We start from the raw sequence: 24195 nt of genomic DNA, 5'->3' as shown, positions 1-24195 counted from the left end.
CTGGAGGAGGTGTAATATGTATAAGTATTTACATATTTTAAATGACATAGAAAATATGATTCAAAATGGAGAAATAAAAGAAGGGAAGAAATTACCGTCTATACGGTCACTCGTTACGCAATATGAATGTAATAAGGCAACAGTTATACGTGCGCTTCATGAATTAGAAAAGCGTCACATTATATATTCTGTCCCTCAAAGTGGATACTACGTTGTTAAGAAATCTGGGAGTACCATAGAAAATAACGAGATAATTGATTTCGCTTCTTCAGCACCAGATCCAGATGTTTTCCCATATTTAGATTTTCAGCATTGCATTAATAAGGCTATTGATACTTATAAAAATGATTTGTTCGTATACGGAACACCGAAAGGGTTACCATCTTTAATTCCAGTCATTCAAAAACAGTTGGCAAATTATCAAGTGTTCACGAAAGAAGACAATATTTTTATAACGTCAGGTGTGCAGCAGGCGCTTGCTATATTAACTTCTATACCATTTCCGAATGGAAATGAAACTGTATTAATTGAACAGCCAACATATCATCTATATATTGATTATCTAGAAATAAATAAAGTTCCTGTAATCGGTATTAAACGTACGAATGAAGGTATCGATTTGAATGAATTGGAGCAAATATTTCAAACTGGAAAAATAAAATTCTTTTATACGATACCGAGATATCATCATCCGCTTGGAACTTCTTATTCTAAAGATGAGAAAGAAAAAATCGCACTATTGGCTAAGAAATACAATGTATTTATAGTGGAAGATGATTATTTAGCAGATTTAGAAACTGATTCAAAAGCAGATCCGTTATATAGCTTGGATAATTGTAGTCATGTCATATATTTGAAAAGTTATTCGAAGATTATTTTTCCTGGTTTACGGGTTGGAGTTGCAGTCATCCCACCATCCATTGCAAATGCTTTCTATACATACAAAAAGATACTAGATATTGATAGTCCGATGATTTCTCAAGCGGCTTTAGAAATTTATATAAAGAGCGGTATGTTTGAACGTCATAAAAGTAAAATTAATTCTTCCTACTACAATAGATCAATAAAACTAGCAGAAACATTAGAAAAAGTGCAAAATGAAGATCAATCATTATTTACATATAATAGACAAAACACATTTGGAATACACACTTGTTTAGAAATGCAGAAAAACACAGTTACAGAAACACTTATACAAAAATTAGGTGACATGCAAATAAGTGTCGATACTATTGATAAGAATTATATGAGGAATTTTCCTAAAGAAAAACTGTTAAAGTTAAATGTTTCGAATGTAAAAGAAGATAAGATTGAAGAAGGTATTCGTAAAGTAATTGAGGAAATCAACCAATCAAGACACTTGAATTTTCAGTTTAGAAAAGAATAATTTGAATTAGGAGGTTTGTTGTGAGGCGCCAAATAATTCTCTTGTTTGTGTGTGCCGCTATAATAATTGGAGCTATAGTTGTGACTAAATATTATAAAAAAGATGACCAATGCATCGTGGTTGGTAAGTATTCAAGAGGTATTATCGTAGATCAAAATAACGAACCTATATCTAATGTGAAAATATATGAAGATTCAATTGAAGAAAGTAAGGAACGCAGTATTTCAAATGCACAAGGTGAATTTGAAATACTAGATGGGGTTTGTGGTGAGATTGTTTTACAATTAGTTACTCCAGATGGAGAAATCTATACGAGAAAATATGATAGTAAGTATATACCACAAGTAATAGAACTGAGTTATAAAAAGTAAGGGGAATTACATGTAACCATTACAAGGAACTGAGTTTAATTAATATTTTTTAGAGCACTCAATAGCTGAATGCTCTTTTTATTTATGACATAATTGTTTAAAATGGAAATAAACTACCAATTAATGATACTCTTAAAGTATAGCTTTTATTTTGAATAGGAGGGCGATGGAGTCTATGGCGGTACGTATAGTCGATGATTTACAGCAATTATCATTGTTACTTATGTTTTTAAGTACACTCATATTTTACAGATACTTAAAGAAGGTTAAACGAGAGAGAAAACTGACTGGCTTTGAATGGACAATGTATTTTGTCACTCAATTTGCGACATTAATTTGGGCAATTACTTATTTTATTAAACACTTAGCTGAATCATAAATACTAATCAATTTAGTTTACTGTTATCTATTTGGGGTATAAATATAGTCCGTATCTAAATCAATGACAACATTGCTAGTGACGTCTTCTTGTAGTAACTTTGGATTTTTTTTGTAATAATATCGTACACAAAATAAGCGTAGCAGATCCTCATTAGATATCTCTTCATTTCTTACATTTAAATACATCGTTATTAATTCGTTAATAGAACAGTTACGGCCAATAACATACTCGTTTATTCTATATCCATCAAATTCAATTATCATGTTATCACTGTTGGGTGCTAGCCAACGTTATAGCTTTAATTTTGGATGAATCTATTATACATTGTTTGAAATTTAGTGAGAATATATTTTTATAAAGTGAGAGGATATGAATGGAACAGTATAAGTTAGTTTTAGAAGGTGCGAAACAACTTAAGTGGGAACCGGGTAAAATTAGATCCGTACAGGACGATGAAATTATTGTTAAAACAATTGCAGGAGCTATAAGCATTGGGGCCGAGTTACCACAGTATAATGGATCCGATGTTACGGATACGAATCCTTTTTATCCAAGAAAAACTGGATATGAAAGTTATGGTGAAGTGATTGAAGTTGGTAATAAAGTAACACATGTAAACGTAGGCGATAAAGTAGTTTTTTTATGGACATGAAACAATAGGGATAGTTAAGGGGCATAAAGTAATTCGAGTGCCTAGTTCTATACAACCTAAAGTTGCTTTATTATCTATTCTTTCGTGTGATGCCGCTAAAGGAGTATTGAAACTAAACCCGCAACAGGATGAAAAAGTACTTATAACTGGAATGGGAGTTATTGGTTTACTCGCTTGTTATTTCTTAAAATACTATGTAGGCGTTGAGCACGTGGATGTTGTTGAGCCTAATAAAAATAGAAGAGATTTTGCAAAGAATTTTGGTGCGAAAAACATATATGATTCAGAAGAAAAAATAATAGAAACATATAATTATGGTTTCGAATGTTCTGCTACAAATAGTGGATTTCATGCATTGCAAAAAGCTCTTAAAACTAATGGACAAATATGTATACTTTCTGATGGTAATAATGAAATTATCGCATCAGACGGGATAAGCTCGTTTATACATGTTGAAGATGCTGCAAGAGCTACTATGCTAGCCCTTAATTGGCCTTCAGGAATCGTAAATATTGTAGATAATTATCCAGCAACTAGTAAAGAATGGTTACCAATATATGCAGCAGCGATAGGGGCACCTCAGCCTAAAGTTCAAGATGGGAAAAATAGTTGGGAAAGAGGAGCTTCCAATAATAAGGCACGTAAAGAGTATGGTTGGATACCTTTATTTCCATCATGGTCTGAAGGATTTAACAACTTAATAGGTAAGTAAAACACACCTTTAATGGGAATGATAGTAAAATACACCATTAAAGGATTGGGTAGTTATGAATATAATTTTGGAAAGTATTATATTAACTTTTACTGGAATAATTGTTTTGAAAATGACAGGTAGTACATCTGCCAGCCAAATGACAAGAGCTGAAATCATTATAGTTGTATCAATTGGCCGTATTATTGTAGAACCTGTATTAAGTAGAAAAGTAGTCCCATCTATATTTGCGGCTATCATATTTGCAAGCATATTACTTATCATTCATTTCTTTGAATTGAAATCAAGGAAGGTGGAACAATTCCTAAATGGAAGTAGCATTATAATTGTTGAAAACGGAGAGATTGTAAAAGAGAATTTGATGCAGGCAAAAATGTCGGAACAACAACTTTATATGCAATTAAGAGAAAAAGGGATTCATGACGTAAAGAGTTTACAGCAAGTTACAGCGGAACCGAATGGGCGTATTGGTTATCAATTAATAAAAGAAGCACAACCAATAACTTTAGAAATGTTAGAAAAAGTATTAGATCGGTACAATATAAAAAGATAATTTCTCATGAGAAACAGCCAATACTACCAAAAAAATATTGGCTGTTTTTTTATTTTCTATAAACGTAAGGATTAATAAAATAGGGTAGATTTTTAACCAATCTTTATATTAGATATGGGCTTATTATTATGCTATATTCAATGGAGCTACGATGACTAAGGTAAGTGGTATAAGTAGAAGAAAAAACTGTATAGCAAATACAAAAATGCTTTTAATTTGATACTAAAAATGGATTGAAAATAAGGAGATAGATACATAATGGAATTTTGGGAATCAAGTTTTATTGAAAAACAAACGATGTGGGGATTTGAACCTACAGAATCTGCAATTTGTACAAAAGATTTTTTCCTTGAAAAGAACGTTAAGGATATATTAGTTCCTGGTATTGGATATGGAAGAAATGCAAAGGTTTTTATCGATAATGGTATAAATGTAACAGGTATTGAGATTTCAAAAACAGCCATTAATTTAGCAATGCAAAATGGCCTAGAAGATATTAGTATCTATCACGGTTCGGTAAATGAGATGCCTTTTAATAACAAATCATATGAGGGTATATATAGTCATGCACTTCTACATTTGTTGAATAAGCAAGAGAGAGAGCAATTTATTAAAGGTTGTTATAATCAGCTAAAACCAGGTGGATATATGGTTTTCACAACTGTTTCTCAAAAAGCCCCAATGTTTGGGAAGGGGAAACAGTTGGATAAAGACTATTTCGAAATAATGGAAGGCATAAAAATGTTCTTCTATAATTCTGAATCTATAAAACGAGATTTTAATAAATATGGACTAGTACAAGTTTCCGAAATTGATGAACCAAATAAGAACATGGAGAATAAACCTTCAATAAATTTCTTAATGATAAAATGCCAGAAAGAACTATAAATAAAAGTTTTTAAATATTCCTAAAGATATTTATATATTGATTATGCACAAATATAAAGGACAAGCATATAGTATAAATACCTCTTAACTTTAAGTAACCTTAACTTTCGTTAATAGGGTATCTCAAAATCCCCGAAAAGAGCACTTGCGGAAACAAGTGCTCTTTTATTTGGAATTTTAAACCATAAATATTGCATAAAATGTTAAACTTGAAAAGAGTACTTTTTTTATTTAAAACTGTAGTATATGAATGGAGTGTTATTGAATGCAAACAAGAAAAGCATATCTATATGTATTTGACACGATGTCTGATTGGGAATACGGACATTTAATTGCTGAACTTAATACAGGAAGATATTTCAAAAAAGATGTAGCGCCTTTTAAAGTAGTAACAGTTGGAATAAATAAAGAAACGATTATTTCAATGGGGGGCTTGAATATAAAGCCGGATATTTCCCTAGATGAATGTATCCTTGAGAGTAACGATCTATTAATTTTACCTGGAGGGAATACTTGGAGTGAAGAAATACATAAACCTATTTTGAAAAAAGTTGGTGAAGCCTTAAGGCTTGGTACAATTGTGGCTGCCATTTGCGGTGCAACTATAGGTCTTGCAAATTACGGTTACTTGGATTCTATAAATCACACAAGTAATAATTTAGATTATATGAAAATGGTTTGTCCTACTTATAAAGGAGAAAATTTTTATGAAGTAGGACCTGTAGCATCCAGTGAAAATCTTATTACTGCATCGGGTGTAGCACCTCTAGAATTTGCCATGGAAGTATTAAGGAAATTAGATGTATTTGCGCCGGATACACTTCATTCATGGTATAAATTGAATGAGACTCATGAAGTGGAATATTTCTTCCAGTTAATGAATTCAATTAATAGCTGAGTAGTATTTCGAATGAAAATTATATTTTAGATGATGCGAAAACTAATAACAAAATAAAAGGTAAGGGTATTCCTATGAATATATGAGGAAATATTCTTACTTTTTATAGTGTTATTTCTGAACGACAAACGTAATGGCATTTGTTTTTAATTGAACGTGTCTTTCATTACGAACTATATTATAAGCTAATTCCTTTATTTCAACTTTTAGTTTTTTCCATTCTTTATAAATGCTTTTTAAAGCACTTATCATTTCTTCGGTTGAAAGATTAATTTCAATTAAAGCTTCTAATTCTTCATTCGTTATTGAATCAATTTCTTGTATGTTAGAGTTAATAATTAAACAATTAATACCGCCGTTTTTTGTACCTCTTTTCATAGATTGGAGTACATTTTTAAAATCTTCTTCTGATTTGACATGTTCCAAACTTGATACTGCAACGATATAGTCATAAGTATTAGATCTAATATGATAGTTTTCAATTGCTGCTTGTTCTGTTTTTATAACCTCGAATACGTCATGTTCTTTGCTATAAATTTGTAGCTTTGTTAAAGCGGAATCAAGTAAATCAACACATGTAACAGTTCCGCTAGCATTTTTAATCTTTTGTGCAATTGGAATGCTATTTCTACCGACGCCAGAGCCAAGATCAAGCACTTGTAATTTGTTTTTCTCTTCAAAGTAGTCCATTAAATCCATAACTGTTTTAACCGGCTTGTGAAGCCAAGATCCAGTTTCAAATAGTTTATATTGTTCATAGCAAAGATCGTGATATTCCTTTTCTTCTTGTCTTATGTAATCGATACGGTTCATATTGTGTCAGTTCCAATATTTTCATTACAAAATGAATAGGTGGGGCAGCCTTTAACATTTGTTTGAATTCGAAAAATACCACCAGCATGTGGATACTGTTTTAATTCGTCATCCGTCATTCTTGTTCTGGCTGTTGTAACATATAAATCAGTTAAGTTAGGCCCACCAAACGTACATGATGTTACATATAACGCAGGAATTGGAATACTTAATATTTGTTCTCCAGTAGAGGGATTCCATCTAGTTATTTTTGAACCTCCCCAATGTGCAATCCATAAACAACCTTCTTCGTCAATTGTCATACCATCAGGTAGACCGTCATTTTCAGAGAAAATGATTACATCACTTGGATTATGAATTTCTCCAGTACGTATATTATATTGATAGCGAACCACTTTTTTAGTAGGTGTATCTATAAAGTAAAGGTATGTATGATCAGGTGACCAAGCCATTCCGTTTGAAGTATTTACATGTGAAATTTTTTCTCTACACTCAAATTATTATGTAAACAATATAAGGAACCTGCAGCATTAATACCGTATGTATCTGTAGTACCTGCCCAGAAACGACCAGCGGGATCACATTTTCCATCGTTAAAACGATTTTCTATTAAATGTTGTTCGGGGTCAAAAATATGTGTCAGTTTTTCTGTATTTACATTAATAGAATAAAAGCCGTTTTCCATAGCTAAGAGTAGTACATCCTCTAAATATGGAACAACACAGCCAATTTGTTGATTGAGAGCAATTACTCGGTTCGTATTAGCGGTAGGATTGTATATGCATAATTTTCTCTCCATAATATCAACCCAATATAAAAGTTGCTTTTTTTCATTCCAACATGGTCCTTCAGCTAAACTTGCTTTAGCATCTAAAACTAATTCTATATTACTGAACAAGATGTTCACCTCGCGTTATAAGATATTAATATAATTCGATAAGAATAGAGGTAAACCTTTTAGTCAAAGGATATTAAAATTTATAATGTAGAAAAATGACCTTCTCACAAGTGATTAAAAAAGTGTATAAACAAGGAGAGGAAAATGCATATGATGTTTTATGAAATTGTTTGCTTTTCTTGTAAGAATATATTTCGTGTTTACGAAGGTAGTGAAAAATATAAGCGATTTAAAGAGAAACCAAAAGGGGCATATTGTTGTGATGAGTGTAGCCACAAAATTCAATTAGAAGCGATAAAGAATTTTTTTAGATAATTTTACGATTTCGATTCGGAAAAGTTTGACAATAAAAGTGTTATAAATTATCATATTAAAAAACTAATATTTAAGGCATAGAAGAGAAGAGTAGTTAAGAAAGAATACGTACAGAGAGCTCTGGTAGCTGAGAAAGAGCGGTATACATCTTAACGAAAAAAGACTTGGAGCTGCGCAAGGAACTAATTTATTTAGGGATGGTGCGACGGGTTCTCCCGTTATAGAGATAGGGTATAAGCATATTTTGCCGTACCTGAAGAGGTTAGTATGGTGACATATTAACAAACTGAGGTGGTACCGCGAAGCTAACAACTCTCGTCCTCAAGATGAATAATCTTGGGGGTGAGAGTTTTTTTTGTTGCATAAAACTGGAAATTAGAAAACAAAAAAATAATTGAGGTGAGTAATATATGCATTGGGCGTATGAAGTAGCACATGAATTAATTAGGAAACATCCAAATAAAGAAACGTTTGTTTGTGCATCTGGAATTAGTCCGTCAGGTTCTGTTCATATTGGGAACTTTCGTGAAATCGTAACGACTTATTTCGTAGTAAGAGCACTTCAAGATTTAGGGAAAAAGACTCGTTTTATATTTTCGTGGGATGATTATGATAGGTTTAGAAAAGTTCCAAAAAATATTGATCCATCTTTTGCAAAGTATATTGGTATGCCATACTGTGATATTCCAGATCCGTATGGATGTCATAACTCGTATGCGGAGCATTTTGAAAAAGAGTTTGAAAAATCGCTTCAAGCATTTGGAATTGGAGTGGAATTTATTTATCAACATGATGAATATAGAAGCGGAAGGTATAACGAAAATATATTAGAGGCTTTGTATAAACGAAAAGATATATATGATATTTTAATGGATTTTAAAACTGGAGAGTGTAGTGAAGAAGAGCGAGAGAGCTTTTATCCAGCTACATTATATTGTGAGAGGTGCGGGAAAGATACAACAACTATTACACATTTTGATGAAGTATTAAAAACAATCCGGTATGAATGTGAATGCGGAAATGAAAAAGAGTTATCCGTATTAAATACAAATAAAATGAAACTAAATTGGAAAATCGATTGGCCGATGAGATGGATGATAGAGGAGGTTGTTTTTGAGCCGGGTGGCAGAGACCATTCAGCAGAAACGGGTAGTTATAATGTATCAAAAGAAATTGCAAGGAAAATATTCAATCGTGAAGCTCCTCATTATGTTGCTTATGATTTTATTGGAATTAAAGGCAATCATGAAAAAATGTCTAGTTCTTCAGGAAATAGTATTACACCTAGTGAGTTGTTAAAAGTGTATTTACCAGAAGTAATTCTGTTTATGTTTGCAAAATATAGACCAAACGCAGCTTTTCATATCGGTCTTGATGAAGATGTGATTCGCAATTATACAGAATATGAGCGATTGAAAGATAGTTATGAAAATAAAACGCTCAAAAATGAAGATTTACTTGATGCAATTAAACTTTCTAGAGTTACTATCGGGTTTAAAGAATATCCGAAATTTAATCAAGTAGCAGGAACGTTACCATTATTAAATTTTGATTCAACTATTTTACAGGGGATATTAAAGAAAATAGATAGGAGCTATGCATTAGATGAAATGAGAGCGGTGAGTAATCGCACAGAGTATTGGATAAGAAATTTTCAATCTGAAAAATTAATTGCGGTAAATCAAGAGAGAAATACAGAGTTTTACAACACATTGGATGAAAGACAGAAAGAATGGTTAGTAGAAGTTTGCGATATACTTCGTTCTAACAAAGATTACTCTCACTTAATGGAGCAATTATATGCGATTTGTCATCATGAAAATAAAAAAATAATGAAAGAAAATCAAAAACAATTATTCACTATTATATATAAGCTCATTATGAATCAATCAAATGGTCCTCGTATACCATTATTAATACATGTAGTAGGCATAGAAAATTTCATCACACTATTAGATTTCTAAAACACAGTTAAAAGCAACGCAAGTACCAAAATTTCTAAGTACTTGCGTTGCAAATTTTACTATCGTGAATACATTTTCGGACATTCATCACCACTTGGTTCATAAAAACAATGGCTTTTAAACTGTCCTACAAATGGCTGATTATACCATTCAGGCGGACAAGCTCCAACTGGACGGAAATACCAAAGAGCCCATCGTGCAGGCCAGCGCCATTGACCTTGTAAAACTTTTCGTGCGATTTCTTTTTCTGATTCACGAGCGCGTTGATAAAAATATCCATATTGTACTGCTTCAAATCCGCCGGGGCTTTGATATACAGCGTCTCGTACGGTACGGAGTTGTTTAAAATCTAAGCAATCACAAAATACACGGTTTACTACAACGCATCCAACTAACTCCTCACCTTGGCGACCTTCGCCTTCAGCTTCAGCACGAATTAATCGAGCTAGTAAATCAACATCACTTTCGTTGTATGGAATAAGGGGCATAGTGATACCACCTTTCTGTTATAGTAAAGAGTGTATGTTATAAAACAATCTGCGTGCTTTTTTACATGAAAATAACATTTAATTTTAAGAGGAGCTTGTATAAAAAAAGCTAATTAGTAATAGTAGATAAATATAAAAGGGAGAGGTATTATGTATCGAATTCATAAAGACCATATCATTTACTCAATGTCACCAGAAAATAAGCCGTGTATGGAAGTAGAAATTGGGAGCAGTCTTGTATTTGAAACATATGATTGCTTTGAAAATCAAATCGATTCTGAAGATGTTGTGTTACAAGAATTAGATTGGAACCGAATTAATCCAGCGACTGGACCTGTATATGTTAAAGGAGCAGAACCTGGTGATATATTAGTCGTAACGATTGAAAAAATTGAAATTGCAGAGCAGGGTGTTTTAACTACAGGTGCAAACCTTGGTGTAATGGGTGATGAGTTAAATGAAAATACAGTGAAAATTGTCCCAATACATAATGAATATGTTTTGTTTTCAAGTGAACTACAAATCCCGATTAATCCAATGATTGGGGTAATTGGTACTGCACCGAAAGAAGAGAGCATTTCATGTGGCACACCGCATGATCACGGCGGGAATATGGACTGTAAAGAAATTAAAGAAGGAACAACACTACTACTACCAGTTAATGTCCCAGGAGCACTATTAGCATTAGGTGATTTACACGCAGCAATGGGTGATGGTGAAATTGGTGTTAGTGGTGTAGAGGTTGCTGGTGAGGTAACGGTAACAGTTCAAACGATAAAAGGAAAACAATGGCCATTACCAATGGCTATTCAAAAAGAAAAAATGATGACGATTGCTTCAGAGAAATTGTTAGATGATGCAGCAAATCGTGCTGTACGTAATATGGTGACATTTTTACATGAAGAATTGGCAATGTCTAAAGCTGATGCAACGCTTTTATTATCGGCAGCAGGTAATTTAAAAGTTTGCCAAGTTGTGGATCCGCTGAAAACAGCGCGTATGGAACTAGGAATGGATTATGTGGAGAAACTAGGATTTACTTTTAGTAAATTTCATATTAAATAGATAAGGGACGAAAAAGGATACTTTCGTATAAAAGCATCCTTTTTTTAATTTACTGATTTTGTGAAAAGAGGTAGTATTTATTTTATATAAGTATATTTGAGATTGTGGATTAAAAAGGAGTTCAATAATGGTCAAAATTATGATTGTAGAAGACGATATGAAAATTGCAGAACTATTATCGACACATGTTGCGAAATATGGTTATCAAGGAGTTATTGTATCGGACTTTCAAAATGTATTAAACATTTTTTTAGAAGAACAACCAGAGTTAGTTTTATTAGATATTAATTTACCGAGTTTTGATGGGTACTTTTGGTGTCGTCAAATTCGCGGTGTTTCTACATGTCCGATACTATTCATTTCGGCCCGTGAAGGCACGATGGATCAAGTTATGGCGTTAGAAAACGGTGGCGATGATTTTATTCCGAAGCCTTTTCATTATGAAGTTGTAGTGGCGAAAATTCGTAGTCATTTAAGACGTGCATATGGAGATTATGCACCGAAACTAGAAGAGCGAATGATTGAGCAACAAGGCCTTTGTTTATATCCTGAAAGGCTTGTATTGAAACTTAGAAACGACGAAATTGATATAACGAGAAACGAAGCTATTTTATTAGAGACATTAATGAAAAATTATCCGCGTGTTGTGAGTAGAGAAGTGTTACTTAATAAATTATGGGATAGTGAATCTTATGTTGATGATAATACATTAAGTGTAAATACAACACGTGTGCGTAAAAAGTTACAAACGTTACATATAGAAGGTGCGATTGAAACGATTCGTAGTGTTGGATATAGATTGCACATTACTTGGGATAATGGTATAGAAAAATGATAAGGTTGTTTATACGTGATCATATACCAGTTATTTGCTTTACCATAATTCAACTACTAGCTATATTTCTCGTATATTGGTTTGATGGGCATAATCATATTACAACGGCGTTATACGCAATGTTTCTAGGTGTTTTCTTTATGGGAAGTTATTTAGTGTTTCGTTATTTTACACATCGTTCTTTTTATGAGCGCCTAGCAAACCCGATGCAATCTTTAGATGAATCTGTTCAAAAATCTGATTTTGCAGCTGTATCGGCTGCTCTTCAAGAACTACTTGAGGTGCAATATCGACATTATCAAAATCAGCTGCAAATACAAGAGAGAAAAAATAATGACCATTTAACCTTTATGAATCAGTGGATCCATCAAATGAAAACACCTTTATCTGTAATAGAATTAATTACACAGGATGAAGTAGATTCACGTTTTGAAAGTATAAATGAGGAAACAGACCGATTAAAAAAGGGATTGGAAATGGCTCTATATGTCGCACGATTAGAAGCGTTCACACAAGATTTTTATGTAGAAAGGGTACAACTACATAAAATAGTGAATGATTCGGTACATGAACATAAACGTTTCTTTATACGGAATTTTGTATATCCAGAGCTTGAAATTGATAAGGACATTACTGTAGAAAGTGATGTGAAATGGTTAAAGTTTTTAATCGGACAAATACTATCGAATGCGATTAAGTATTCATCAGGTAGTAGAGAAAAGATTAAAATGAAAGCTTGTAAGGAAGGTAATACCGTTATACTTGAAATTGCTGATAATGGCGTAGGTATACCGAAGCAAGATTTACCAAGAGTATTCAAACCTTTCTTTACAGGAGAAAACGGTAGAGATTTTAAAGAATCAACAGGAATGGGGCTATATCTTGTATATGAAATTACAAAACAATTAGGACATAGTGTGGAAATCCATTCAGAAGTTGGTAAAGGTACGGTAGTGCGAGTAATATTTTTTAATGTGTAAAAAGTAAACAAGGCTAAAGAACTTTGGAGATAAGTTTTTTAGCCTTGTTTTGTACCCTTGATAACATTGGAGAATGAAATATTCTATAGATAAGAGAGGCAAAATGAACCCAATAAGAATAAATGTAAGACTACATACATGAACCATTTTTTATAATAAAAATAGAATCTTATAGAAGTTGCGAATGATAGGAGGCTTGAAATGGATATTCGTAAAATGAAATATTTCATAACGGTGGCAGAAGAATTAAACTTTAGTCGTGCAGCAGAGCGTCTTATGATGGCACAACCGCCTTTAAGTCAAGAAATTCGAAAATTGGAAGAAGAATTAGGAGTTCAACTTTTTCACCGGACAAAAAGGATGGTTGAGCTTACCGAGGCGGGGAAAGTCTTTTTAGAAGGTGCTAGGCAAACATTACTTCAAGTAGATAGAACGATTAAAGAAACACAGCTTGCAGATGAAGGGAAAATCGGGCATTTAATCATCGGTTTTGTCGATTCTACAGAAACAGTTATAGGCATATTAAAAACATTTCGAGAACGTTTTCCAAAAATTCAGCTCATATTACGTGAGATGACAACAGACCAACAAATAAAAGCGCTTTACGAAAAACAAATTCATATTGGATTTATTCGTTCGGAGCAAAATAATGAAATATTATCTTCTGAAGTTTGTTCTGAAGAGTGTTTAAAGTTGGTTTTGCATGAAAATCACCCTTTCGTTTCGTTACCTAATATTTCAATCAAATCATTAGTGGAGGAACCATTCATTTTATTTCCTCGTCATTTCGGTACAAATTTTTATGATTTAATTATTAGTTACTTTTGGAAATATGGGGTAAGTTTAAATATTGTTCAAGAAGCAGTTCAAATGCAAACGATTGTAAACTTAGTTGCAGCTGGAATGGGGATTTCTGTCGTTCCATCCTCGGTGGAAAGCTATAAAAAATCAGGAGTGATGTATAAAGATATTCTAGAAAATACACCGGAAATAAATTTATATGCTGGATGGAGGAAGGATGAAAAGTCTGTCGTGTTAAAGAACTTTTTAACAGTTGTTAGAGAGGTTTATATGACTTCCCACAGCCCATCTTTATAGGATGGGCTGTGGGAAGTTGGCAAGGGGTGTTTATTTATAGATAAAACTTACTCATGATTCAACCTGTTTTACTAGTATCATACTCAGCGAAACCTTTTAATACACTGTCAATCTGATCCATAATTTCAGGTTGCAATTTAACACTAGAAGCAATTACATTTTCTCTTATTTGTTCCGGATTTGAAGCACCAATAATTGCAGAAGAAACAGCTGGATTTTGTAATACCCAAGCAACTGCGAGTTGAGATAAGGTAAGGTTAATTTCTTGTGCGATAGGTTTAATTTCCTGGATAGCGGTAAGCACATCATCACTCATCCAACGTTGCACGAGTTTGTCAAAAAACGGTTTTCCAGCATCGGAGTTAGCACGCGATTGATTTGGTAATGGTTTACCAGGTTGATATTTTCCTGTAAGAATACCTTGTGCAAGTGGCGACCATACGATTTGGCCAAGTCCCTCACGTTGACATGTTGGAATCACATCAGTTTCAATAACTCGCCATAACATCGAATATTGAGGTTGGCTAGCGATAAATGGAATGTTCAATTCGCGTGCAAGTGCTGCACCACGGGTAATTTGTTCTGATGTCCATTCGCTTACGCCTAAATAGAGAACCTTACCTTGTCTTACAAGATCTGAGAAAGCTAACATTGTTTCCTCAAGAGGAGTTGTTATATCAAATCTATGTGCATAATAAATATCGATATAGTCTGTCTGTAATCGTTTTAACGATGCATTACAATTTTCTATAATATGTTTTCTTGATAATCCACGATCATTTTTTCCAGGACCGGTCGGATGGCATACTTTTGTACATAGTTCTATACTTTCTCGGCGTATACCTTGCAAAGATCGGCCAAGTACTTCCTCAGCTATCGTGTCCGAATAAACATCAGCAGTATCGAACGTTGTAATTCCAACATCTAGTGCGGCTTTTACACAATCATTTGCAGTATCTTCGTTTACTTTTCCACCATGGTTTATCCAGTTCCCGTATGCGATTTTACTTACTGTTAATCCACTGTTTCCTAGTTTACTAAATTCCATTGTAGAACCACCCCTTAAAAATGATACCTTTATTATAAGAACTGAAATTTAGTATGTATAATATATGATTTATGATGAATTTATATAAAATTTATATAAGAGGGAATGCTTACAATTTTATTGCTAGGGAAAGCTAAAGCAAGTAGTACAACAAATGTGGCTGATACTTGTTCGATATGAAGTGAAGAAATAATGAATAGACCTTAAAAGAAAGCAATCTTTTTTAGCAGCACAAATAATTGCATTTACTCATACAGTACTATTATGGTACAATATGGTTACTAATGAGGGAAAGGAATGATGGGTGGACGATGATTAACTAATCTTATTTTTAAATGTTGAAATTCAATAAATTTCAATTTCTAAAAAATAGGATTAGTCTGCCCGATTTCCATACAACGGTATTGCTATTTATGTTGCGTAATAGCTTATTTGGGTGTAAATATTTTAACGACTAATCCTGCCAAATTTATTTGGGAGGATTTTTTTATTCTCCCTTAATGAAAGGGATCGGTATTATGAAAGAACTATTAAAATTAAATGATGTTTATGTTGAAATAAAAGAAAATATGTTGTTAGAGAAAATGAATGTGACAGTAAAACAAGGGGATGTTATCGGATTAATTGGTAAAAACGGTGCTGGTAAATCAACGTTACTTCGATTAATAAATGGAAAGATTGAGCCTTCAAAAGGGATTGTTGAATGGCAGCAAATGAATATGACAACCGCATATGTTGAGCAAGAAATAGAATCTTTTATTAGTAACGATGTAATTGCAAAAGAAGCAGAACTGCTTGCGAAATGGGGCGTGCCAACGAACGATTTTCATACTTTAAGTGGTGGTGAAAAGTTAAAAATTCGATTAGCAAAAGGATTTGCTAAAAATCCTAATGTCTTAATATTAGACGAACCGACAAATCATTTAGATGAAATGAGTACGGAATTTCTCATTAAACAAATAAAAAATATGAAAGGTACAGTTATCATTGTATCGCATGATCGATATTTTTTAGATGTTGTCGCAACAAAAATATGGTCAATTGAGGACAAAAAATTAATTGACCATAGTGGTAATTATACAAGCTACATGAAAGCACGTGAGCAAAGAAGGAAGTCGCAGCAGCGAGAATATGAAAAGCAGCAAAAAAAGATAGAACAAGTAGAAACACATATAAAAGAATTAAGTTCATGGTCACAAAAGGCACACGCGCAGTCTACAAAACAAGAAAGTTTTAAAGAGTTTTATCGTGTAAAAGCGAAACGAATGGATGCGCAAGTGAAGTCAAAAAGAAAACGTCTCGAAAAAGAGCTGGAGAAAACGAAAGTAGAACGTGTGAAAGAAGAGTATTCAATTGAGTTCTCTATTCAAGCGAGTAAAAAAGTAGGAAAACGCTTTTTAGAAGTAAAGCAATTAAAAAAAGAATTTAATGGAAAAGCATTATTTGAAAACGTTAATTTTACAATTCAGCACGGTGAGAAAGTTGCAATTGTTGGACCAAACGGTAGCGGGAAAACAACATTACTGAAGATGATTATGGGAGCGGAAACTGCTGAAGGAGAAATATGGATTTCACCATCTGCAAACATCGGTTATTTAACACAAGAGGTTTTTGATTTGCCACTGGACAAAACGCCAGAAGATTTATTTTTTAAAGAGACATTTGAAGAAAGAGGAAAAGTCCAAAATTTAATGAAACATTTAGGGTTCCAAGCTTCTCAATGGAAAGAGCCGATTGAGCATATGAGTATGGGAGAAAGAGTAAAATGTAAGCTAATGGCTTATATTTTAGATGAAAAAGATGTACTCATTTTAGATGAACCGACGAATCACTTGGATCTACCTTCACGTGAACAACTTGAAAATACATTAGCTGAGTATAATGGAACATTAATAATTGTTTCTCACGATCGATATTTTCTAGAGAAAACAACTAACATAAAACTCGTGTTTTTAAACAATACGATACAAAAGCAGCTAGAAGAACCTACTAAAACAAGAGATAATATTGAAGAGCTACGTTTAACGTTAGAAACAGAGAGACAAGAAGTATTAGGGAAATTATGCTTTTTAACTTCTAACGACAAAGAATATAAAGAACTTGATGAACGATTTATAGAACTTACGAAGCAGATAAAGGCGTTATAACGTAAGTAAGGGGAATTAACATGGGAGAAGAGAGTTCAACTAAGTTATTTAGAATAGATTGTGGAGATATATACTTGCAAGGGTTTATGGTCAAAGATGCAGAAAGTATTTATAAAATAGCCAATCAACCGGAAATAGAAAAGTTTTTACCAGACTGGAAATCGACGAAAGAACAAAGGGTGGATTGGATTGCAAATTATGAAATACCAGCAAACAAAGCATTTCTTGAGGCAGTGAAAACTACGAATAACATAGATAATCATATGTTAAAGCTAGGAATATTTAAGGAAGCTACAAATGAATGCATTGGATGGTGCTGCACAGGCATGAAAGAAGAACTCCCTTCACCAAACAGAGAGATAATGTATGCTATCTCAAATAAACATCAAAATCATGGCTATGCTACAAAAGCGACCAAAGGCTTAATTGACTATTTGTTTAAAGAAACAAATTTAATTGTCCTTAACGCAATTACTTTAATTAACAATGTACCATCAAATAAAGTTATTAAAAAATGCGGGTTTACTTATTTGAGTGAACACAAGATAGCAAATCAACTATATAATCATTATGTATTGAGTAAATCTGAATGGATAAAAAATATTGTGCAGTAAAAGGAATTAATACGAAATCATAAAAAAGCTTAGAGCTAAAACTCTAAGCTTTTTTATATTCATTTTATCCGGCATAGGTACCTTAATCTTTATCATTCACGAATGTTTACACATTTTAGTAATAAGTAAAAAAGGGGATATTAGCTTAACATTTAGTAAAAGATTTTTTGGGCTAAATACAAATGCAGTCTTATCCAAAACGAGATTTTGGGTCTTTATGAGCTTGCCTATTATTGTATTATCAGTAGTACCTGCCATGATGTCGTTCTTTGTATCAGGAAATATTAAATCAATTTTATTATTTATATGTTGGATAAACACATTCATTTCCGCCTCAGATATTTACAATTCGTTTTTGATTGCAATGAAACCGAAGCACTCATTTTTTTTGCAGAGGTTATTATAAAGTGAAATAGTATTTAATGGGTAACTCAAATATGCTTTAACTACATACAACAGTTAAAATATAATATTTGAAAGTAAAAAGACCGATAAAAATCGGTCTTTTCATATTAATAAAATAAAGATTAGAAAATAGCATTGTAATTCAAACCAATATGCAAATATTATAAGATAGATATGCTTTGTTTATAGATTGAAAATAGGTTTGTTATCAGTTTTTTTAGAAATCTTACAAGCGTGTAAGATAAATGAAAGATGAATCAATATGAGCTGTAAGACAATTCATTTACACTCTATAGTGAGCGGTGGAAATGAAGGGAGAATATAAATGGAAATTTTGCAGGCAAATAGTATTAGTAAAGTATATAGAGGGAAAGTACCTTTTAAAGCATTAGTAGATATTGATTTATCAATTCAAGAAGGTGAATTTGTAGGAATTATGGGCCCGTCAGGTAGTGGGAAAACAACGTTATTAAATATGGTATCTACTATTGATTCTCCATCATCGGGAGAAATATTTATTAATGGTACAAATCCTTTCCAATTATCATCAGAAGAATTAGCGTTATTTCGCAGAAAACAATTAGGATTTGTTTTCCAATCATTTAATCTTCTTAGCACACTTACTGTAAAAGAAAACATCGTATTGCCGATGACTTTAGATGGTGTTTCTGTGCAAGATATGAACAAACGAGTGGAAGAGATTGCACAGAAATTAAACATTATAGATATATTGAGTAAAAGAACGTTTGAAATATCAGGGGGACAAGCTCAAAGAACAGCAATTGCTCGTGCGATCGTTCATAAGCCGCAATTGTTACTTGCAGATGAACCAACAGGGAATTTAGACTCTAAATCTTCAAATGATGTAATGGAGATGCTTGATACTCTAAATAAAGAAGAAAAAGCAACGATGATGTTAGTTACACATGATCCGTATGCAGCGAGCTTTTGCAGCCGAGTAATCTTTATTAAAGATGGTCAACTATATAACGAAATTTATTGTGGTGAAAGTAGGCAAACTTTTTATCAAAAGATTATGGATGTCCTTTCTTTGTTAGGAGGGAAAAGGCATGACTTTTCGTCAGTTCGCATTTAATAATATTTTTCGCAATAAGCGTACATATGCTGCCCATTTTTTAAGTAGTGCATTTTCTATTATGATTTTCTTTACGTATGCTCTTTTATTATTTCATCCTGATTTACAAGGTGAGTTGAAATCGACAAGTGCAACAATAAGTGCATTTGGTACATTGGGATTTTCAGTTTCGCAAGGATTGATTTTTGTATTTTCATTTTTCTTCATTCTATATTCAGTTAGTTCGTTTTTAAAAACGCGTAAGAAAGAATTTGGTATTTTAATGATGCAAGGTATGTCAATGAGACAGCTTAAGAAATTATTATTAATTGAAAATATGTTGATTGGACTTGGTTCAATTTGTATAGGGATTTTCATTGGACTTATATTTTCTAAACTAGTCTTATTGATAAGTGCAAGTGTATTAATGATTAATAATGGTTTACCTTTTTATATACCAGTGCAGGCTGTATTATTAACAGTTATTACATTTCTTTTCTTGTTTTTAATTGTTTCATTATTTACATTTAAAATGATAAAAGTAACGGAACTTGTGGAACTTATTCGAGCAGAGGAAAAGCCAAAACCTGAACCGAAATCTTCAGTTTTATTATCGATACTTTCTTTAATTAGTATAGGGTATGGATATTTTTCAGTATTTCGCTTCATACCAAGTACCAATTTTATTACGCTTGGAATAGGTGTGCTTCTAGTAATTATAGGAACGTACTTTTTATATACACAGTGTAGCGTGTATATACTGCACCTTGCTAAAAGGAGAGAATCTTTCTTTTTAAAGAGAACAAATATATTAACATTTTCTGAATTAATTTACCGTATGAAAGATAATGCAACGATGTTTTTTATAGTATCTATTGTTTCAGCAGTTGCATTTACAGCAATTGGTACAACAGCCGCAATTGGAAATAGGGATTTGGTAAGGATGACAAATCCGTATACATTTTTGTATGGAAGTTTTGAAAATGACAAAGTATTGAATAAAAATCTTTCTATTATAAAAAAACACCTTTCTGATGCTAATATTCCGTATCGAATGGCTTCATCTTCATATATATACACAGAAAATGGCGTAAATGTAATGAAGTTAAGTGAATACAACGATCTTGCTAAAGCACTAGGCTATCAACAAGAAACAATTGAAAAAGAAGATGAAATTTTATTAATTCCTGGAGTCGTATCACAAAAACAAGAATTTAAAAATGGCGAGTATAAAAAGAATATAGAAGTCATTCAAGGTGACTGGACAAAGACATTTCATGTGAAAAAAGCTGTAGAAAATTTAGTTTTACCACATGATTCTAGAACTATTTATATCGCTGTTCAAGATCAGGTATATGATGGAATACCTCTTACTAGTGACCCAGTTAATAAAGAAATTCCATATCGTACTTACGGATTTGTTGTAGATGATTGGATAAAAACGAAAGAGATTTCAAATCAATTAAAGAGTATATTCGATAAAAATCTTAGGGACAGAGATTTCTACTTTGAAGCTTTAACATTAAACTTGTTGGAAGCAAAGCAAAAGAATGGTTTATTACTTATGGTAAGTATTTTAGTTGGAATCGTCTTCTTTACATTCGCCGCTAGTTTTATTTATTTCCGATTATATACAGATTTGGATCGCGACCAACAGCAATATAAAATGATTTCGAAAATGGGATTAAGTAAAGGTGAGTTGAAAAAAGTTGTAACGAGGCAGTTATTATTAATGTTCTTTTTACCAATTTTCGTTGCAGTGATTCATACTGTAGTTGCTTATATAGCATTACAGCAATTAGTCGATTTTTCTATCATAAATAGCTCTATCGTTATTTTAATTTCATTTATATGTATACAAGTTTTATATTTCTTTATAACCCGTTGGCGTTACCTGCAAAAGCTTTATAAGGTTATGGAGCAATAGAATTTATTAGCTTGTAAGACTACACTAAAGTATGTGGAAAAATGAACTGTATGATGAAAGGAATCGTGATGAAAAGAATATTAACTATTTTTATGTTAACTATAATACTTTTAATAAGCTTTAGTGCATGTTCTAAAAAGGACAACTCATTTCCTGCAAACGGTGTATTAATTATTGGAGATGAAAATAATATTTCACCAATTATTAATCGTTATCAGGAAATTACGGAAGAAAATGAAGTGTTTTCTGTGAAAAAAGGGGAAGTTGGAAATGGAAATGTCTTAATTTTAAATGAATCTACAGCACAAGCATTGATTAAAGAAAAACTTTTTCGAAAACAAGATAATGGCTCCAATTATATTATAGATACGTTACCGAAATTCCCAAAAGAAGGGTCACTATTATTTACAAGTGAAGACGATAAGACTATGAAAAGTATTAAAATAGGAGGGGAAGAGATTCCTGTTACATACGATAGTGATGCCTGGATAGGTAACAATCGTAAATATTCAACGGAATGGTATATGATTGTAGCAAAAAATAGTGTGTATAAAGAAATAAAGGCAAATGAAATGAAAATGCATCTTCTTCATTTGAAAAAATCTCTAGGTGACGAAAAACCTAAAATGTCGACAGATAATACATTGGTTAATGAAAATGTTAAAGTAAATAAACTAATTAAAGGTTTGGAAGGAAAAGTATCTTTCCAGTTTGTAACGATTGGAGAAAAATCATAAAAAAAGAGTTCGAGGTTGATAGAAACTTTATCACCCCCGAACTCTTTTTAGTTTGTAGACCAATCAAATATTATGCTTTACATTACTTCATTTAATCGAGTCTCGTTTGTTTCCTCAATCGCATTTGAATTTTGAACTGAATTATTTTGGGCTTCTTTTTCTTTACGAGCCTTTTGTAGCATTTCAAGGATGATCCATAAAGGAACACCTTTATCCTTTAACATCTTCCATAAATCTAATTCATTAAATTTATGCTCAGGCTGTTTCATTTCTTTTTCAGATGAACGAATATCAAACTTGATAGGATCATTTACTTTCTTACTTTCCAGTTTAGTAGAAGAGATAGTATTATGCTCAAGAGTAGATGGAGTTATTTTAGTAGGTTGAGATAATGTATGAATATTTGATCCGATTTGCATGCTTTTTCCTCCTTTTCAAGCAATGAGATTAGTTTTCTTATGGTTTTTAAATTTTTTTAACATGAGGAAACTATATCTAATTATAAATTCAAATAAACAGATTTACAAGTTGTATTGTAAAAAGTAAATGTTCACTTGAATTAATATTTATCAACAATTGTATATGTTTTCTATATATACAACGTATATAAAATACTTTACATTATGTTTAAGTTGTTAAAACATTGTGTTAATTTTTAGAAGAAAAATGTAAACGTTTTATTAGGGGGAGAAAGTATGGGGAAGTTATTTTTAAAAATATGTTTTTTCGCATTAGTGACCTTATGTTCATTCGTAGCGAAAATATCATATGCTGAAGAGAGGCAACCAAATAATTATCCTATCATATTGGTGAATGGATTTGCTGGATGGGGTAGAGAAGAAATGCTTGGCGTAAAGTATTGGGGTGGTGTTCATGATATACAGGAAGATTTGAAACGAAATGGTTATACGGTACATACCGCAGCTGTTGGACCTGTTTCTAGTAACTGGGATCGTGCATGTGAATTGTATGCGCAAATTAGCGGTGGCACAGTAGACTATGGTGCCTCGCATGCTGAGAAACATGGACATAATCGTTTTGGCAGAACTTATAGTGGTTTTACGCCGAATTGGAGTGAAACAAATAAAGTTCATTTAGTTGGGCATAGCATGGGTGGACAAACGATTAGAACATTAGTACAGCTATTAAAAGAAGGTAGTTTTGAAGAAAAGAATTATGCGAAAAATCACCCAGACACCAAAATATCACCACTATTTGAAGGCGGAAAATCATATGTTCATAGTGTTACAACATTAGCAACCCCTCACAACGGTACAACACTTGCGGATGGTAGTCTTCTGCTGCCGTTCGTTAAAGATTTACTCATTACAGCTGCGAGCTTTGGAGGAAACAATAATTTATCTTTATATGATTTTAAATTGGATCAATGGGGTATAAAGAAGATTGCTGGAGAGTCCTTTTTCCAATATAGTAATCGTATTCTAAATAGTTCACTTTGGAAAAATACAAAAGATATAAGTCAATGGGATTTAAGTACAGATGGTGCAAAGGAGTTAAATAATTGGGTAAAGACGCAACCGGATGTTTATTACTTATCTTATAGTGGACATGCATCACAAGCAGCACCTATTACAGGTTTACATTTGCCTCATATAACGATGAATAAAGTGTTGATGGGGAATGCATTTTTCTTAGGTTCTTATGCGAGATATGAAGAAAACCGTCCGTTAGTTGATACTTCTTGGTGGCAAAATGATGGTGTAGTAAATACCAATTCTATGATTGCACCAATTTCTAATGTTGCTGTAAATAATCATGAGTCATTACAGGTTGGAAAATGGAATCATATCGAAACGAAAGCGAATTGGGATCATCTCGACATGGTAGGATTAAGTGTTTCAGACTCGTTAGGTTTTTCTAGCATTCAAGAGTTTTATAGAACAATTGCTGAAAAGCTATCACGTTTACCGAAATAAGTAATA

The 24195-nt window shown here is 32.5% G+C and carries 25 protein-coding genes, 2 pseudogenes and 1 other annotated feature; of the genes and pseudogenes, 21 read left to right on the top strand and 6 right to left on the bottom strand.

Going from position 1 to position 24195, the window contains the following annotated elements; translation table 11 throughout:
• The first annotated feature begins 16 nt into the window (after window positions 1-16).
• From MHI28_RS03935 to MHI28_RS03925, 3 genes are all read left to right on the top strand, one after another.
• Window positions 17-1387, top strand: a complete 1371-nt coding sequence (locus tag MHI28_RS03935) for an aminotransferase-like domain-containing protein (protein ID WP_000280114.1) — start codon at window positions 17-19, stop codon at window positions 1385-1387.
• A gap of 20 nt (window positions 1388-1407) precedes the next feature.
• A complete protein-coding gene (locus MHI28_RS03930) occupies window positions 1408-1758 on the top strand; it encodes a hypothetical protein (protein ID WP_001254188.1) in 351 nt (116 codons plus the stop codon).
• Window positions 1759-1933: 175 nt separating this feature from the next.
• A complete protein-coding gene (locus tag MHI28_RS03925) occupies window positions 1934-2137 on the top strand; it encodes a hypothetical protein (protein WP_000290889.1) in 204 nt (67 codons plus the stop codon).
• 23 nt (window positions 2138-2160) lie between these two features.
• Here MHI28_RS03925 and MHI28_RS03920 read toward each other — a convergent pair whose 3' ends face one another.
• A complete protein-coding gene (locus MHI28_RS03920) occupies window positions 2161-2403 on the bottom strand; it encodes a hypothetical protein (protein ID WP_043333358.1) in 243 nt (80 codons plus the stop codon).
• Between the two features lie 110 nt (window positions 2404-2513).
• Between MHI28_RS03920 and MHI28_RS03915 the strand changes: the two genes are divergently transcribed.
• From MHI28_RS03915 to MHI28_RS03895, 5 genes are all read left to right on the top strand, one after another.
• Window positions 2514-2792 carry an alcohol dehydrogenase catalytic domain-containing protein gene (locus tag MHI28_RS03915; RefSeq protein WP_002162791.1) on the top strand — a complete coding sequence of 93 codons (279 nt, stop codon included), beginning with the start codon at window positions 2514-2516 and terminating at the stop codon, window positions 2790-2792.
• A gap of 37 nt (window positions 2793-2829) precedes the next feature.
• Entirely contained in the window at window positions 2830-3504 is a 675-nt protein-coding gene (locus MHI28_RS03910) for a zinc-binding dehydrogenase (RefSeq protein ID WP_002082729.1), read from the top strand.
• Between the two features lie 55 nt (window positions 3505-3559).
• Window positions 3560-4057, top strand: a complete 498-nt coding sequence (locus MHI28_RS03905) for a DUF421 domain-containing protein (RefSeq protein ID WP_001021412.1) — start codon at window positions 3560-3562, stop codon at window positions 4055-4057.
• A 258-nt stretch (window positions 4058-4315) separates the two neighbouring features.
• Window positions 4316-4945 carry a class I SAM-dependent methyltransferase gene (locus MHI28_RS03900; RefSeq protein ID WP_000397583.1) on the top strand — a complete coding sequence of 210 codons (630 nt, stop codon included), beginning with the start codon at window positions 4316-4318 and terminating at the stop codon, window positions 4943-4945.
• Between the two features lie 265 nt (window positions 4946-5210).
• Window positions 5211-5843 (top strand): type 1 glutamine amidotransferase family protein, encoded by a 633-nt coding sequence (locus tag MHI28_RS03895; RefSeq protein WP_001194778.1) that lies wholly within the window; start codon window positions 5211-5213, stop codon window positions 5841-5843.
• Between the two features lie 111 nt (window positions 5844-5954).
• Here the strand turns inward: MHI28_RS03895 and MHI28_RS03890 are convergent, their stop codons facing one another.
• Together MHI28_RS03890 and MHI28_RS03885 are read right to left on the bottom strand one after the other, a co-directional pair.
• Complete coding sequence (locus tag MHI28_RS03890; RefSeq protein WP_001079445.1) at window positions 5955-6656, bottom strand: class I SAM-dependent methyltransferase; 702 nt, start codon at window positions 6654-6656, stop codon at window positions 5955-5957.
• Window positions 6653-7554: pseudogene (locus MHI28_RS03885) on the bottom strand (SMP-30/gluconolactonase/LRE family protein). Before MHI28_RS03885 ends, MHI28_RS03890 begins: the two are co-directional and overlap by 4 nt.
• Window positions 7555-7698: 144 nt before the next feature.
• Here MHI28_RS03885 and MHI28_RS03880 point away from each other — a divergent pair.
• Both MHI28_RS03880 and lysS read left to right on the top strand, forming a co-directional pair.
• Window positions 7699-7869, top strand: coding sequence for a DUF2197 domain-containing protein (locus MHI28_RS03880; protein ID WP_000551042.1), 171 nt, complete (start codon window positions 7699-7701; stop codon window positions 7867-7869).
• Window positions 7870-7938: 69 nt separating this feature from the next.
• Window positions 7939-8195, top strand: a binding site (T-box leader).
• Window positions 8196-8279: 84 nt separating this feature from the next.
• Window positions 8280-9833 carry a lysine--tRNA ligase gene (lysS, locus tag MHI28_RS03875; RefSeq protein WP_000558611.1) on the top strand — a complete coding sequence of 518 codons (1554 nt, stop codon included), beginning with the start codon at window positions 8280-8282 and terminating at the stop codon, window positions 9831-9833.
• A gap of 59 nt (window positions 9834-9892) precedes the next feature.
• Here lysS and MHI28_RS03870 read toward each other — a convergent pair whose 3' ends face one another.
• Window positions 9893-10321 carry a cell wall hydrolase gene (locus tag MHI28_RS03870; protein ID WP_001128402.1) on the bottom strand — a complete coding sequence of 143 codons (429 nt, stop codon included), beginning with the start codon at window positions 10319-10321 and terminating at the stop codon, window positions 9893-9895.
• Between the two features lie 150 nt (window positions 10322-10471).
• Between MHI28_RS03870 and MHI28_RS03865 the strand changes: the two genes are divergently transcribed.
• The 4 genes from MHI28_RS03865 to MHI28_RS03850 all read left to right on the top strand — a co-directional run bounded on the left by MHI28_RS03865 (window position 10472) and on the right by MHI28_RS03850 (window position 14299).
• On the top strand, window positions 10472-11386 hold the full coding sequence (locus tag MHI28_RS03865) for an acetamidase/formamidase family protein (protein WP_000285670.1): 915 nt from the start codon (window positions 10472-10474) through the stop codon (window positions 11384-11386).
• 127 nt (window positions 11387-11513) lie between these two features.
• A complete protein-coding gene (locus tag MHI28_RS03860) occupies window positions 11514-12221 on the top strand; it encodes a response regulator transcription factor (protein ID WP_000238995.1) in 708 nt (235 codons plus the stop codon).
• Window positions 12218-13201 (top strand): sensor histidine kinase, encoded by a 984-nt coding sequence (locus MHI28_RS03855; protein ID WP_002082724.1) that lies wholly within the window; start codon window positions 12218-12220, stop codon window positions 13199-13201. The genes MHI28_RS03860 and MHI28_RS03855 overlap by 4 nt, the downstream gene beginning before the upstream one ends.
• A gap of 201 nt (window positions 13202-13402) precedes the next feature.
• Window positions 13403-14299 (top strand): LysR substrate-binding domain-containing protein, encoded by an 897-nt coding sequence (locus MHI28_RS03850; protein WP_000354655.1) that lies wholly within the window; start codon window positions 13403-13405, stop codon window positions 14297-14299.
• Window positions 14300-14357: 58 nt separating this feature from the next.
• Here MHI28_RS03850 and MHI28_RS03845 read toward each other — a convergent pair whose 3' ends face one another.
• Window positions 14358-15347 (bottom strand): aldo/keto reductase family protein, encoded by a 990-nt coding sequence (locus tag MHI28_RS03845; protein WP_000395976.1) that lies wholly within the window; start codon window positions 15345-15347, stop codon window positions 14358-14360.
• 518 nt (window positions 15348-15865) lie between these two features.
• Between MHI28_RS03845 and abc-f the strand changes: the two genes are divergently transcribed.
• The 6 genes and pseudogenes from abc-f (at window position 15866) to MHI28_RS03815 (ending at window position 22252) form a co-directional block, all read left to right on the top strand.
• Complete coding sequence (gene abc-f, locus MHI28_RS03840; RefSeq protein WP_086412997.1) at window positions 15866-17494, top strand: ribosomal protection-like ABC-F family protein; 1629 nt, start codon at window positions 15866-15868, stop codon at window positions 17492-17494.
• A gap of 20 nt (window positions 17495-17514) precedes the next feature.
• Window positions 17515-18108: a GNAT family N-acetyltransferase gene (locus tag MHI28_RS03835; protein WP_000503550.1), complete on the top strand. Its 594-nt coding sequence runs from the start codon at window positions 17515-17517 to the stop codon at window positions 18106-18108.
• A 55-nt stretch (window positions 18109-18163) separates the two neighbouring features.
• Window positions 18164-18524: pseudogene (locus MHI28_RS03830) on the top strand (DUF3267 domain-containing protein); the annotation flags it as partial.
• Between the two features lie 314 nt (window positions 18525-18838).
• Window positions 18839-19609 carry an ABC transporter ATP-binding protein gene (locus MHI28_RS03825; RefSeq protein ID WP_000404444.1) on the top strand — a complete coding sequence of 257 codons (771 nt, stop codon included), beginning with the start codon at window positions 18839-18841 and terminating at the stop codon, window positions 19607-19609.
• Window positions 19584-21515, top strand: a complete 1932-nt coding sequence (locus MHI28_RS03820; RefSeq protein ID WP_000144146.1) for an ABC transporter permease — start codon at window positions 19584-19586, stop codon at window positions 21513-21515. The genes MHI28_RS03825 and MHI28_RS03820 overlap by 26 nt, the downstream gene beginning before the upstream one ends.
• A gap of 53 nt (window positions 21516-21568) precedes the next feature.
• The gene (locus MHI28_RS03815) at window positions 21569-22252 is read left to right on the top strand and encodes a lipoprotein BA_5634 family protein (protein ID WP_232299574.1); all 684 of its coding nucleotides are present in this window, start codon (window positions 21569-21571) and stop codon (window positions 22250-22252) included.
• A gap of 77 nt (window positions 22253-22329) precedes the next feature.
• Here the strand turns inward: MHI28_RS03815 and MHI28_RS03810 are convergent, their stop codons facing one another.
• Window positions 22330-22671 (bottom strand): DUF3914 domain-containing protein, encoded by a 342-nt coding sequence (locus MHI28_RS03810; RefSeq protein ID WP_001165517.1) that lies wholly within the window; start codon window positions 22669-22671, stop codon window positions 22330-22332.
• A gap of 276 nt (window positions 22672-22947) precedes the next feature.
• Here MHI28_RS03810 and MHI28_RS03805 point away from each other — a divergent pair, with 276 nt between their 5' ends.
• A complete protein-coding gene (locus MHI28_RS03805; RefSeq protein WP_000517058.1) occupies window positions 22948-24189 on the top strand; it encodes an esterase/lipase family protein in 1242 nt (413 codons plus the stop codon).
• Window positions 24190-24195 lie beyond the last annotated feature (6 nt).

The organism is Bacillus sp. FSL K6-0268 (assembly GCF_038005425.1).
Lineage (GTDB): Bacteria > Bacillota > Bacilli > Bacillales > Bacillaceae_G > Bacillus_A > Bacillus_A thuringiensis_S.
The sequence above is the reverse complement of the archived record's forward strand: the minus strand, read 5'-3'. Positions and strand labels throughout refer to the sequence as shown.

Bases quoted from the DNA above. Each gene is read 5' to 3' on its own strand.
- MHI28_RS03935 (WP_000280114.1), top strand. From the start codon at position 17: ATGTATAAGTATTTACATATTTTAAATGACATAGAAAATATGATTCAA.
- MHI28_RS03925 (WP_000290889.1), top strand. From the start codon at position 1,934: ATGGCGGTACGTATAGTCGATGATTTACAGCAATTATCATTGTTACTT.
- MHI28_RS03920 (WP_043333358.1), bottom strand. From the start codon at position 2,403: ATGATAATTGAATTTGATGGATATAGAATAAACGAGTATGTTATTGGC.
- MHI28_RS03915 (WP_002162791.1), top strand. From the start codon at position 2,514: ATGGAACAGTATAAGTTAGTTTTAGAAGGTGCGAAACAACTTAAGTGG.
- MHI28_RS03905 (WP_001021412.1), top strand. From the start codon at position 3,560: ATGAATATAATTTTGGAAAGTATTATATTAACTTTTACTGGAATAATT.
- MHI28_RS03900 (WP_000397583.1), top strand. From the start codon at position 4,316: ATGGAATTTTGGGAATCAAGTTTTATTGAAAAACAAACGATGTGGGGA.
- MHI28_RS03895 (WP_001194778.1), top strand. From the start codon at position 5,211: ATGCAAACAAGAAAAGCATATCTATATGTATTTGACACGATGTCTGAT.
- MHI28_RS03890 (WP_001079445.1), bottom strand. From the start codon at position 6,656: ATGAACCGTATCGATTACATAAGACAAGAAGAAAAGGAATATCACGAT.
- MHI28_RS03880 (WP_000551042.1), top strand. From the start codon at position 7,699: ATGCATATGATGTTTTATGAAATTGTTTGCTTTTCTTGTAAGAATATA.
- lysS (WP_000558611.1), top strand. From the start codon at position 8,280: ATGCATTGGGCGTATGAAGTAGCACATGAATTAATTAGGAAACATCCA.
- MHI28_RS03870 (WP_001128402.1), bottom strand. From the start codon at position 10,321: ATGCCCCTTATTCCATACAACGAAAGTGATGTTGATTTACTAGCTCGA.
- MHI28_RS03865 (WP_000285670.1), top strand. From the start codon at position 10,472: ATGTATCGAATTCATAAAGACCATATCATTTACTCAATGTCACCAGAA.
- MHI28_RS03860 (WP_000238995.1), top strand. From the start codon at position 11,514: ATGGTCAAAATTATGATTGTAGAAGACGATATGAAAATTGCAGAACTA.
- MHI28_RS03855 (WP_002082724.1), top strand. From the start codon at position 12,218: ATGATAAGGTTGTTTATACGTGATCATATACCAGTTATTTGCTTTACC.
- MHI28_RS03850 (WP_000354655.1), top strand. From the start codon at position 13,403: ATGGATATTCGTAAAATGAAATATTTCATAACGGTGGCAGAAGAATTA.
- MHI28_RS03845 (WP_000395976.1), bottom strand. From the start codon at position 15,347: ATGGAATTTAGTAAACTAGGAAACAGTGGATTAACAGTAAGTAAAATC.
- abc-f (WP_086412997.1), top strand. From the start codon at position 15,866: ATGAAAGAACTATTAAAATTAAATGATGTTTATGTTGAAATAAAAGAA.
- MHI28_RS03835 (WP_000503550.1), top strand. From the start codon at position 17,515: ATGGGAGAAGAGAGTTCAACTAAGTTATTTAGAATAGATTGTGGAGAT.
- MHI28_RS03825 (WP_000404444.1), top strand. From the start codon at position 18,839: ATGGAAATTTTGCAGGCAAATAGTATTAGTAAAGTATATAGAGGGAAA.
- MHI28_RS03820 (WP_000144146.1), top strand. From the start codon at position 19,584: ATGACTTTTCGTCAGTTCGCATTTAATAATATTTTTCGCAATAAGCGT.
- MHI28_RS03815 (WP_232299574.1), top strand. From the start codon at position 21,569: ATGAAAGGAATCGTGATGAAAAGAATATTAACTATTTTTATGTTAACT.
- MHI28_RS03810 (WP_001165517.1), bottom strand. From the start codon at position 22,671: ATGCAAATCGGATCAAATATTCATACATTATCTCAACCTACTAAAATA.
- MHI28_RS03805 (WP_000517058.1), top strand. From the start codon at position 22,948: ATGGGGAAGTTATTTTTAAAAATATGTTTTTTCGCATTAGTGACCTTA.